Annotated in this window: 8 protein-coding genes and 1 riboswitch; all 8 genes read left to right on the top strand. The window is 69.8% G+C overall.

Annotated features, from left to right (window positions below; genetic code table 11):
* Positions 1 to 755 precede the first annotated feature (755 nt).
* Positions 756 to 985, top strand: a riboswitch (cobalamin riboswitch).
* An 83-nt stretch (positions 986 to 1068) separates the two neighbouring features.
* A complete protein-coding gene (gene nrdH, locus FJR00_RS13320) occupies positions 1069 to 1317 on the top strand; it encodes a glutaredoxin-like protein NrdH (protein ID WP_141339139.1) in 249 nt (82 codons plus the stop codon).
* Between the two features lie 22 nt (positions 1318 to 1339).
* A complete protein-coding gene (nrdI, locus tag FJR00_RS13315; RefSeq protein ID WP_141339138.1) occupies positions 1340 to 1726 on the top strand; it encodes a class Ib ribonucleoside-diphosphate reductase assembly flavoprotein NrdI in 387 nt (128 codons plus the stop codon).
* Positions 1723 to 3882: a class 1b ribonucleoside-diphosphate reductase subunit alpha gene (nrdE, locus tag FJR00_RS13310; RefSeq protein WP_141339137.1), complete on the top strand. Its 2160-nt coding sequence runs from the start codon at positions 1723 to 1725 to the stop codon at positions 3880 to 3882. Before nrdI ends, nrdE begins: the two co-directional genes overlap by 4 nt.
* 37 nt (positions 3883 to 3919) lie before the next feature.
* On the top strand, positions 3920 to 4894 hold the full coding sequence (gene nrdF / locus FJR00_RS13305) for a class 1b ribonucleoside-diphosphate reductase subunit beta (protein ID WP_141339136.1): 975 nt from the start codon (positions 3920 to 3922) through the stop codon (positions 4892 to 4894).
* Complete coding sequence (locus FJR00_RS13300) at positions 4894 to 5472, top strand: acyl-CoA thioesterase (protein ID WP_202876674.1); 579 nt, start codon at positions 4894 to 4896, stop codon at positions 5470 to 5472. Before nrdF ends, FJR00_RS13300 begins: the two co-directional genes overlap by 1 nt.
* Positions 5473 to 6251: 779 nt before the next feature.
* Positions 6252 to 7637, top strand: coding sequence for an MFS transporter (locus FJR00_RS13295; protein WP_075958038.1), 1386 nt, complete (start codon positions 6252 to 6254; stop codon positions 7635 to 7637).
* A 106-nt stretch (positions 7638 to 7743) separates the two neighbouring features.
* A complete protein-coding gene (locus FJR00_RS13290; RefSeq protein WP_202876673.1) occupies positions 7744 to 9231 on the top strand; it encodes a xanthine dehydrogenase small subunit in 1488 nt (495 codons plus the stop codon).
* Positions 9228 to 11666 (top strand): xanthine dehydrogenase molybdopterin binding subunit, encoded by a 2439-nt coding sequence (xdhB, locus tag FJR00_RS13285; RefSeq protein ID WP_141339135.1) that lies wholly within the window; start codon positions 9228 to 9230, stop codon positions 11664 to 11666. The genes FJR00_RS13290 and xdhB overlap by 4 nt, the downstream gene beginning before the upstream one ends.
* Positions 11667 to 11668 lie beyond the last annotated feature (2 nt).

The raw sequence follows: 11668 nt of genomic DNA, 5'->3' as shown, positions 1-11668 counted from the left end.
GAGGATCGGTACAACCCATTAGATCCGGACGTTTCCCGCGTGCGTTAGCCGTCCTCGTCGACGTGTTGGATCACGAGCAGCATCGTGCCCTCCGGGTCGGCGAGGTAGGCGACGCGCTCACCCCAAGGCATATCGGCCGGGGGGAACGACGACGTCACTACCGGCTGCCGATGTGACCTCGTCCACGTTTGGCACGTAGACGCAGATGTCGACCGCGTGCCCGGTTGCGGGCAACGGGGTCTGGCCGTACAACGCCGGCCCGCTGCCGTTCCCGAGGCCGATCTGGACTGCTCCAATCTCCAGAGTCACGTACTCAGGGTTGCCCTCCGCGGGAAACCGGTACCGTACGGTTCCTCGTAGCACCCGCTCGTACCACGGCTGGGTCCGCGCCAAGTCTGCGCAATTAGTGATCGGGAAGGCCTCGAGGGCCACCCCCATAACGCTGATCGACTGGTGGACGCATGTCAAGGCTCCGAGGCAGAGAGCAGGCTATCCGGGCTCTTCGCAGGTGAGGGCGTAGCGGGCGCTGGCGCGTCGGTCCGGGGGTAGGTGTCGAGGTCTTCGCAAGATTGAGGTTCTCACACCACCCATCTGGAAGACCTCACGCCACAGGAAGAGTGGGAGGGGCTCCACGAGCGGACGGGTCGGAGTTCGAGCCGGTCTCGGCACAGGCCCCCGTCCCGCTCCGAGTGCCCAGGGGTGCCACCTCGCGGCCTAGCCGAGCTGCGGACGGGTTGACGAACTACACCCGTGTGACTACTGTCCCTAGTGCTGGTTCGCCGCAACGACCCCCACATGTTGGGTCGGTGTGGCGAGGCAAGAGGGAACCCGGTGTGACTCCGGGACTGCCCCGCAGCGGTATGAGGGAACGACCGGCGGCATTACGCACTGGCCCCACCAGGGCTGGGAAGCGTCGCCCAGTAGGACCACGCCACCTCGGCGTCCGCCCTCAAGTCCGAAGACCTGCCAGCGCCCGGGTCCGCCCGGTTTGTCCGACCCATCGGTCTCGCGGGAAGACCGGGCGCACATCGGTGCTCCCCTCGCGCGACCCTGCTTCGAGGAGAGAGCATGTCGAGCGTCCCGATCACCGTCTTCAGCAAAGAATTTTGCGTGCAGTGCACGGCCACCTACCGCGCCCTGGACAAGCTGGGCCTGGACTACACCGTCGTCCGCATCGATGAGGACGAGGAGGCGCTGACCGCCATCATGGCGATGGGCCACATGCAGGCCCCCGTCGTCATGGCCGGCGCCCAGCACTGGTCGGGCTTCCGCCCCGACCTCATCAAGGCCCTGGCGGTGCAGACCAGCGTCGCCTGACCCGCCTCGCCGCTGGCGCGCCATGCAGGTCGTCTACTTCTCCTCGGCCTCGGAGAACACGCACCGCTTCGTGCAGAAGCTGGGCGTGGAGGCCGCGCGCATCCCCCTGCACCGCGCGGACGAGCCCCTGACGGTCACCGAGCCCTACGTCCTGGTCGTGCCCACCTACGGCGGTGGGAGCACCGGCGGGGCCGTGCCCAAGCAGGTCATCCGCTTCCTCAACGACCCGGACAACCGGGCTCTCATCCGCGGAGTGGTCTCCGCGGGTAACACCAACTTCGGCGAGGCCTACTGCCGTGCCGGCGACATCGTGGCCGCCAAGTGCTGTGTCCCCCACCTGGACCGTTTCGAACTCCTGGGCACCCCCGACGACGTCGTGCGGGTGCGCGAAAGGCTCACCACCACATGACCAACACCCTGCTCACCGACACCGGCCCCGAGACGGTCGCGCGAGGCCAGTCCGATTACCACGCCCTCAACGCGCTGCTCAACCTCTACGACGAGGATGGGCGGATCCAGTTCGAGGCGGACCGGGCCGCCGCACGGCAGTACTTTCTGCAGCACGTCAACCAGAACACCGTCTTCTTTCACTCGCTGCGGGAGAAGCTGGACTACCTGGTGGAGGAGGGCTACTACGAGCAGGAGGTCCTCGACCAATACGACTTCGACTTCGTCAAGTCCCTGTTCAAGCGGGCGTATGCGGTGAGGTTCCGCTTCCCCACGTTCATGGGCGCGTTCAAGTACTACACGTCATACACGCTCAAGACTTTCGATGGGCACCGCTACCTGGAGCGGTTCGAGGACCGGGTGTGCATGGTGGCGCTCAGCCTCGCCGGCGGCGACCGGGCGCTGGCCGAGCACCTGACCGACGAGATCATGGCCGGCCGCTTCCAGCCGGCCACCCCGACCTTCCTCAACGCCGGTAAGGCCGCTCGCGGCGAGCTCGTCTCGTGCTTCCTGCTGCGCATCGAGGACAACATGGAGTCGATCGCGCGGGCGATCAACTCCTCGCTGCAGCTGTCCAAGCGCGGCGGGGGAGTCGCCCTGTCGCTCACCAACATCCGCGAGGCCGGCGCGCCGATCAAGAAGATCCAGAACCAGTCTTCGGGCGTGATCCCGGTGATGAAGCTGTTGGAGGACTCCTTCTCCTACGCCAACCAGCTCGGGGCCCGGCAGGGCGCCGGCGCGGTTTACCTGCACGCCCACCACCCCGACATCCTGGCCTTCCTGGACACCAAGCGCGAGAACGCGGACGAGAAGATCCGGATCAAGACCCTGTCCCTGGGCGTGGTCCTCCCGGACATCACCTTCGAGCTGGCGCGCAACAACGAGGACATGTACCTCTTCAGCCCGTATGACGTGGAGCGGGTCTACGGCGTCGCCTTCAGCGAGATCTCGGTCACCGAGAAGTACGACGAGATGGTGGACGACAAGCGGATCACCAAGAAGAAGATCAACGCCCGCAAGTTCTTCCAGACCCTGGCCGAGATCCAGTTCGAGTCCGGCTACCCCTACCTGATGTTCGAGGACACGGTGAACGCCGCGAACCCGATCGACGGGCGGGTCACCATGTCCAACCTGTGCTCGGAGATCCTGCAGGTCTCCACCCCCTCGACCTACCACGAGGACCTGTCCTCCGACACCGTCGGCAAGGACATCTCCTGCAACCTCGGCTCGCTCAACATCGCCAAGGCCATGGACTCCCCCGACTTCGGCCGCACCATCGACACCGCCGTGCGGGCCCTGACCGCCGTCTCCGACCAGTCGAACATCGCCTGCGCGCCCAGCATCGAGCGGGGCAACCAGCTCAGCCACGCGATTGGCCTGGGCCAGATGAACCTGCACGGCTACCTCGCCCGTGAGTCCATCCACTACGGCACGGACGAGGGCCTGGACTTCACCAACATGTACTTCTACACGGTGACCTTCCACGCCATCGCCGCCTCCTGCCGGCTGGCGCGCGAGCGAGGGGTGCGGTTCGAGGGGTTCGAGCGCAGCGCCTACGCCGACGGCACGTTCTTCGAGAAGTACATCGAGGGCCGTTGGGCACCCCGGACCGAGAAGGTGGCACAGATCTTCGCCCAGGCCGGGATCGACCTGCCCACCCCCCAGGACTGGCAGGCACTGGCCGCCGAGGTGGCCGAGCACGGGATGTACAACCAGAACCTGCAGGCCGTCCCCCCGACCGGGTCGATCAGCTACATCAACCACTCGACGAGCTCGATCCACCCGATCGTGGCCAAGGTCGAGATCCGCAAGGAGGGCAAGATCGGGCGCGTCTACTACCCGGCGCCCTACATGACCAACGACAACCTGGAGTACTACCGGGACGCCTACGAGATCGGCCCCGAGGCGATCATCGACACCTACGCCGAGGCGACCAAGCACGTGGATCAGGGCCTGTCGCTGACCCTGTTCTTCCCGGACACGGCAACCACCCGCGACATTAACAAGGCGCAGATCTACGCATGGCGCAAGGGCATCAAGACGCTGTACTACATCAGGCTGCGGCAGCTGGCCCTGGCCGGCACTGAGGTCGAGGGCTGCGTCAGCTGCGCGCTGTGACCGGGCCGGCACACGACATACCGAACGGACGACAACGATGACGAACAAGCTCACCCTGCTGCGCGGCGTCCAGGCGATCAACTGGAACCGTATCGAGGACGAGGTCGACTCTCAGGTCTGGGACCGGCTGACCAGCAACTTCTGGCTCCCGGAGAAGGTGCCGCTGTCCAACGACGTCCCCTCCTGGCGGACCCTGAAGCCGCACGAGCAGGTGATGACAACCCGGGTGTTTGCCGGCCTGACCATGCTGGACACGATCCAGGGGACCGTCGGCGCGGTGTTGCTCATCCCGGACGCGCTGACCCCGCACGAGGAGGCGGTCTACACCAACATCGCCTTCATGGAGTCGGTGCACGCCAAGAGCTACAGCTCGATCTTCTCCACGTTGATCTCCACAGCTGAGATCGACGACGCCTTCCGGTGGAGCGAGGAGAACGAGTTCCTGCAGCGCAAGGCGCAGATCATCCTCGACTTCTACTACGGCGACGACCCGCTCAAGCGCAAGGTCGCCTCGACGATGCTGGAGTCGTTCCTGTTCTACTCCGGCTTCTACGCCCCGATGTACTGGTCCAGCCGCGCCAAGCTGACCAACACCGCCGACCTGATCCGGCTCATCATCCGGGATGAGGCGGTGCACGGCTACTACATCGGCTACAAGTTCCAGCAGGGGCTCAAGCAGGTCGACCAGGCGCGGCGCGAGGAGCTCAAGGAGTACACGTTCAGCCTGCTCTACGAGCTCTACGACAACGAGGAGTCCTACACAGAGGACCTCTACGACCCGCTCGGCCTGACCGAGGACGTCAAGATGTTCCTGCGCTACAACGCGAACAAGGCGTTGATGAACCTGGGGTACGAGTCGCTCTTCCCCAAGGAGGCGATCGCCGTCTCACCGAACATCCTGGCCGCCCTGTCGCCCAACGCCGACGAGAACCACGACTTCTTCTCCGGCTCGGGCTCCTCCTACGTGATGGGCAAGGCGGTCAACACCGAGGACGAGGACTGGGACTTCTGATGAGCGGCACCGAGAGCCAGGGCGGCGCGACGGAGGGCAACATGTGGGCCGAGCGGACCGTCGTGGACCCCGGGGCAGCCGGTCGCACCGCCATCGACAGCGACCGGTTGGGGGACAAGGCACCCGCCGACAGCCGCATCAGGCTGGCCCACATCATGAGCGGCGCGGACACCAACCTCTACGGCTCCGTCCATGGTGGAGCGGTGCTCAAGCTGATCGACGACGCAGCTGCTGCCTCGGCCGCCCGCCACTGTGGCGGTCCCGCCGTGACCGCTTCGGTCGAACGCCTGAACTTCCTGGCTCCAGCCCAGGTGGGGGACTTGCTCACCGTCACCGCCATCGTGGCGGCAGTCGGTCGCACCTCGCTCGAGGTGCTCACCACCGTGGTCGCCGAGCGCTGGAACACTCCTGGTGAGGAACGTCAGATCGCCCGTGCCTTCCTCACCTTCGTGGCCGTCGACGCCACAGGCACGCCCCGGGCAGTGCCCCGCCTGGTGCTCAAGACCGAGACCGACAACGCGCTCAACAAGGAAGCTGTCAGCCATCGTCAAGGGCGCGTCAGGACACCCCGGGGGTAGCCATAGAGCAACGACCCTCGGGCCCGCCACCTCGACCCAGGTGACGGAAGCCGCATACTCGATCTCGATCACCCTTGTTGAGCCCCTCCGAGGGAGAGTCATCACTGTGGGGTCGGCCAGCGTAGGGGCGTCGCCGACCTCACGTCTTCGGCGACGTCAGGTTCGGGGATGCCGTGCCCCCCCCGCGGACCTGGCTGACGTTACCTTCGCGCGCCCCGACCCGACCGCCAACGACGCCGTCCTCGCCGAAGGCCAACGTGGCTGATCGCTGACCTGCCCGGCTGGACGGCGTTTGATGGGCTTACCGGCCCCAGACGTGCCAGCGTCCACTCGGGCGGAATGACGCCGCGAAGCGGCCGTCGAACGGACGACCGCTCATCGGCGGAGTCGCGATGTCACGCACCTGCGCGCTCCGAATTTATGTACCTCATGGGTCGTGAGGTCATGCCATGGAGCGACGGGTCACTGGGGGCGGGCGGGGGATCGAGAGACTCTCGCCCGTCATGGCGTGTCGTCGCTCCGAGTCGCGGGGCACCCGGGCGCGCCGCCGCGATGGGTGTGTATTGCCTGCCTCTCTGACCCGCGGTTATGCTCCGCTATTGGTGTCCAGAGGGCCGCCCCAGGTGGGTCAAGCCCCGCTCCGGACACATGACAGGCCGCTGAGCTGCGGCGACGCGGTGATCGTCGGGCGCCTCCGAGACGGACCCCATACCCCCGGCAGCCGCGACGGCGAGCTGCGGGAGAGCCCGGGCCGGGAAGGGCAGGTATGGGCGGCACGGATGGGTACTGAGCTCCGGCGGCAGGTGCACAACATCGGGCGACGCCGCGCCTGGACCATCTGGGTCGTGGGTCTGGCCGTCTACACGCTGGCGGTCTTCCACCGGACCTCGTTGTCCGTGGCGGGGATCATCGCCGCGGAGCGTTTCGACATCACCGCCGCCCAGCTGTCCACGTTCACGGTGCTGCAGCTGGCGGTCTACGCGGCGATGCAGATCCCGGTCGGCGTGCTCCTGGACCGCTACGGCTCGAAGCGGCTGATGCTCGTCGGCCTGACGCTGATGACCGTGGGCCAGTTCTGGTTCGCCTTCGCCGGCACCTTCGAGGCCGGGGTCGCGGCCCGCGTCATGCTGGGCTGCGGGGACGCCATGGTCTTCACCAGTCTGCTGCGGCTGATCGCCCTGTGGTTCCACGTCAAGCAGGCCCCGATGATCACGCAGCTGACCGGCATGATCGGCCAGCTCGGGGCCGTGGCCGCGGCCACCCCGCTGGCGGCGGCACTGGCCCGGTTCGGCTGGAGCTGGTCCTACGGGCTCGCCGCGGGGGCGGGCGTCGTGCTGGGCGTCGTGCTGATCCTCGTCGTCCGGGACTCTCCCTACACCGGCGAGGTGGTCGAACGCATCAAGATGCGTGCCCTCGCCAGCACCATGGCCGAGGTCTGGGGCAACCCCGGGACCCGGCTCGGGCTCTGGGTCCACTTCTCGTCGCAGTTCGGGCCCACGGTCTTCACCATGCTGTGGGGCTACCCGTTCCTCGTCGCCCAGGGTCTGGAGCCGACGCTGGCCAGCGGGTTGCTCATCCTCATGACGGTGACCGCCATGGTGGCCGGCCCCCTGGTCGGGATGCTGACGAGCCGGGTTCCCTACCACCGCTCCACCCTGGTGCTGGCCCTGGTCACGGCCATCGCCGCGATCTGGGCGGTGGTGCTGCTGTGGCCCGGCCCGGCGCCGCTGTGGCTGCTGGTCGTCATGGTGATGGTCACGGCCGTCGGCGGGCCAGGGTCGATGGTCAGCTTCGACCTCGCCCGCACGTTCCACCCTTCGGAGCGCTACGGCCGGGCCACCGGGATGATCAACATCGGTGGCTTCACCGCGTCCCTGCTGACGATCGGGCTCATCGGGCTGGTTCTGGACCACCTCGCCCCGGGCGGCCCCGCGACCTACACGCTGGGCGACTTCCGCATCGCGATGGCCGTGCAGTTCCCCTTCTGGGCGCTGGGGGCGCTGCAGCTGGTCCGCTACCGCCGCAAGGGTCTGGCGCTCATCGACCAGCACCCCGGAGCCACGCAGGCGCTGCGGTCCGGACAGGCCGTGCTGCCCGGGCTGTCCCACCCGGCGGACCCGCGACCACCCCAACGTCCGCCACGCCCGGAGGACCCTGCCGACTGACAGGCTCCGGTCGTGGACCCGACCGGAGCACGAGCGACGCGCCCCTTCGGGTCCACCTTGGACAGACCGGCCGTCGGGAGCCCTCCCGTCGCTAGGATCCTCGGGTATGACGCGCACGTCGCGGCCGGAGACCGCGGTGGCCCCGGCCTTCCTCACGGTCAACGGCCAGGGCACCCCCCTGGGCGACGTCACTCCCCACACCACCACCCTCGACTGGTTGCGCGACCGGGGACTCACCGGTGCGAAGGAGGGGTGCGCCGAGGGGGAGTGCGGTGCCTGCGCGGTCCTGCTCTCCCGGCCGGGGGCCGACGCCACCACCACCGAGTGGGTCGCGGTCAACTCCTGCCTGGTGCCCGTCGCTGCCCTGGACGGCCAGGAGGTCGTCACCGCCGAGGGGCTGGGCTCCCCGGACCGCCTCCACCCGGTGCAGCGGGAGCTGGCGGACCGCGGCGGCACCCAGTGCGGCTACTGCACCCCCGGCTTCGTCTGCGCGATGGCCGCTGAGTTCTACCGGCCCGACCGCACCACACGGGCGCCCCGGCACGAGCTCGACGACGACCACGAGCACGGCCCGAACGGCTTCGACCTCCACGCCCTCTCGGGCAACCTGTGCCGCTGCACCGGCTACCGGCCGATCCGCGACGCCGCCTACGCGCTCGGTGATCCCACGGGAACCGACCCCCTCGCCGAGCGCCGCCGACGCCCGCCGCCCGACCCGCGGCATACCCGGGTCCGGGCCGACGGCGCCGAGCTCGTGCGCCCCACGGACCTGACGGAGACGGTCCGGCTGCTCGCCGACCACCCCGACGCCGTGCTCCTGGCCGGGTCGACCGACGTCGGTGTCGACGTCAGCCTCAGGGGCTCGCGACCTGCGCTGCTCGTCGCGGTCGACCGGGTGCCCGAGCTGCGCCACCTGCAGGTGGACGACGGCAGCATCCGGATCGGCGCGGCGTTGAGCCTGACCGAGGTCGAGCGCGGGCTCGCGGGACGGGTCCCGCTGCTGGCCCAGCTTTTCCCGCTGTTCGCCTCCCGCCTCGTGCGCAACACGGCGACGCTGGGGGGCAACCTGGGCACCGCCTCGCCGATCGGCGACGCGGCGCCGGTGCTCCTTGCCCTCGAGGCCTCGATCGTGCTCGCCGGCCCCGACGGCGAGCGGGTCGTGCCGCTGGCCGACTACTTCACCGGCTACCGCAGCAGCGTCCGCCGCCCCGGCGAGCTGATCCGCGAGATCCACATCCCTGTGCCACTGGCCGGTACGGCCGCCTTCCACAAGGTCGCCAAACGCCGCGTCGACGACATCTCCAGCGTCGCGGTCGCGTACGCGCTCGACGTGACCGACGGCACCGTCGTGCGGGCGAGGATCGGGCTGGGCGGGGTGGGGGCCACCCCGCTGCGGGCCCGGCGCACCGAGTCGACGCTGGAGGGTATGCCGTGGACGCGGCGGACGGCGGCCGAGGCCGCCGCGGTGCTCGCGACCGAGGGGACGCCCCTGAGCGACCACCGGGCCAGCGCCCGCTACCGCAGCGCCATGCTCGAGCAGTCCCTGCTCAGGCTACACGCCGAGCACCCGGCCGCCGGGGAGGAGCCGTCGTGAGCTCGCTGTCGAAACGGCCCGCCGGCGCGGTCGTCGGACGGAGCCTGCGCCACGAGTCCGCGGCCCTGCACGTCACCGGACGCGCGTGCTTCACCGACGACCTGGTCCCGCGCACCAAGGACGTGCTGCACGCCTGGCCGGTCCAGGCGCCCCACGCCCACGCCCTGCTGTCCCGCCTCGACACCCGCGCCGCCCGGGACGTGCCCGGCGTGGTGCACGTGCTCACGGGCGAGGACGTGCCGGGCGTGGGGGACAGCGGCGACAGCGACGACGAGCCCTTGTTCCCCACGGAGGTGTGCTTCCACGGGCAGGCCGTGTGCTGGGTGCTCGCCGACTCCCTCGAGGCGGCGCGTCGGGGTGCCGCGGCCGTCCGGGTGGACTACGAGCCGCTCCCCGCGATCCTCACCCTCCCCGAGGCCATCGCCGCCGGCAGCTTCCAGGGGGCCCAGCCCACGCTCCGTCGCGGGGACGTCGAGGCCGGCCTGGCCCGGTCGGCGCACGTCCTCGACGGCGAGCTGGAGATGGCCGGCCAGGAGCACTTCTACCTCGAGACGCACGCCGCCCTCGCGACGGTCGAGGACGACGGCACCGTCCTGGTCCAGAGCAGCACGCAGCACCCCAGCGAGACGCAGGCGGTCGTGGCCCGGGTGCTGGGTCGGCCCCGGCACGAGGTCACCGTGCAGTGCCTGCGCATGGGCGGGGGCTTCGGGGGCAAGGAGATGCAGCCGCACGGGTATGCCGCCGTCGCCGCCCTTGGCGCGATCCGCACCGGGCGCCCGGTCCGGGTGCGGCTCACCCGGTCCCAGGACCTGACGATGACGGGCAAGCGGCACGGGTTCCACGCCCGGTGGCGGGTCGGCCTCGACGACGAGGGCCGCCTGCAGGCGCTCGAGGCGACCCTGACCTCCGACGGCGGCTGGAGCCTGGACCTGTCCCAGCCGGTGCTGACCCGGGCCCTGTGCCACGTCGACAACGCCTACTGGATCCCCGACGTGCGGGTCACCGGGCGCATCGCGCGCACCCACAAGACCTCCCAGACCGCGTTCCGGGGCTTCGGCGGGCCGCAGGGCATGCTCGTCGTCGAGGACATCCTTGGCCGGTGCGCCCCGCTGCTGGGCCTGGAGCCCCACGAGCTGCGTCGCCGCAACTTCTACCAGGACGGTCAGACCACGCCCTACGGGCAGGAGATCACCCAGGCCGGACGGCTCCACCGTGCCTGGGACCAGGTGACGCGCACGGCCGGGCTGGACCGGCGACGGGCCGAGATCGCGCAGTTCAACGCCACCCACGAGCACCGCCAGCGCGCGGTCGCGATCACCCCGGTGAAGTTCGGCATCTCCTTCAACCTCACCGCCTTCAACCAGGCAGGGGCGCTGGTTCACGTCTACGCGGACGGCTCGGTCCTGGTCAACCACGGCGGCACCGAGATGGGGCAGGGGCTGCACACCAAGATGCTGCAGGTCGCGGCCACCGCCCTGGGGGTTGCGCCGGACACCGTGCGGATCGCCCCGACGCGCACGGACAAGGTGCCCAACACCTCCGCGACGGCGGCGTCCTCCGGCTCCGACCTCAACGGGGCCGCCGTCAAGGACGCCTGCGAGCAGATCCGGGACCGGCTCGCCCAGGTCGCGGCCCAGCGGCTCGGGGTGCCGGCCGCCGACGTGCGTTTCCGCGACGGCGTGGTCTCTGGGCTCGGCACCGGCACGACCGTCCCCTGGGCCGAGGTCGTCGCCGCCGCCTACGTCGCACGCACCCACCTGTCCGCGGCCGGGTTCTACCGGACCGAAGGACTGCACTGGAGCTCGACCGTCATGCAGGGCTCCCCGTTCAAGTACTTCGCCCACGGCGTGGCCGCCACCGAGGTGGAGGTCGACGGCTTCACCGGTGCCTACCGCACCCGGCGGGTGGACATCGTCCACGACGTCGGGGACAGCCTGTCGCCGCTCGTCGACCTTGGCCAGATCGAGGGTGCCTTCGCCCAGGGCGCCGGCTGGCTGACCCTGGAGGACCTGCGCTGGGACACCGGCGACGGCGAGCACCGGGGACGGCTGGCGACGGCGTCGGCCAGCACCTACAAGCTCCCGAGCATCGCCGAGCTGCCGCCCGTGGTGCACGTCGCCCTGCTGGAGCACGCCCACGAGGAGGGAGCCGTCTACGGGTCCAAGGCGGTCGGGGAGCCACCGCTCATGCTGGCGATCTCGGTGCGGGAGGCGCTGCGGCAGGCCTGCGCCGCCTTCGGGCCCGAGGGCACCGTCGTGGAGCTGCCCAGCCCGGCCACGCCCGAGGCCGTGTTCTGGGCCCTCCAGGCTGCCCGGGCCGGCCACGGCGGGGGGATCGAGGGCGGCGACGGCCCGCCACCGCCGGAGGCCGACCCCGAGGCGCCGGAACGCCGCCCCCAGACCGAGACCCTCCTGCACCAGCTCGGGGAGGGCTGAGC

Source organism: Ornithinimicrobium kibberense (assembly GCF_006519705.1).
GTDB classification, from domain to species: Bacteria; Actinomycetota; Actinomycetes; order Actinomycetales; family Dermatophilaceae; genus Ornithinicoccus; species Ornithinicoccus kibberensis.
This window is presented reverse-complemented; position numbering and strand designations above follow the sequence as displayed.

What these genes read in the sequence shown, in the direction of transcription:
- nrdH (WP_141339139.1), top strand. Translation starts at nt 1,069, where the DNA reads ATGTCGAGCGTCCCGATCACCGTCTTCAGCAAAGAATTTTGCGTGCAG.
- nrdI (WP_141339138.1), top strand. Translation starts at nt 1,340, where the DNA reads ATGCAGGTCGTCTACTTCTCCTCGGCCTCGGAGAACACGCACCGCTTC.
- nrdE (WP_141339137.1), top strand. Translation starts at nt 1,723, where the DNA reads ATGACCAACACCCTGCTCACCGACACCGGCCCCGAGACGGTCGCGCGA.
- nrdF (WP_141339136.1), top strand. Translation starts at nt 3,920, where the DNA reads ATGACGAACAAGCTCACCCTGCTGCGCGGCGTCCAGGCGATCAACTGG.
- FJR00_RS13300 (WP_202876674.1), top strand. Translation starts at nt 4,894, where the DNA reads ATGAGCGGCACCGAGAGCCAGGGCGGCGCGACGGAGGGCAACATGTGG.
- FJR00_RS13295 (WP_075958038.1), top strand. Translation starts at nt 6,252, where the DNA reads ATGGGTACTGAGCTCCGGCGGCAGGTGCACAACATCGGGCGACGCCGC.
- FJR00_RS13290 (WP_202876673.1), top strand. Translation starts at nt 7,744, where the DNA reads ATGACGCGCACGTCGCGGCCGGAGACCGCGGTGGCCCCGGCCTTCCTC.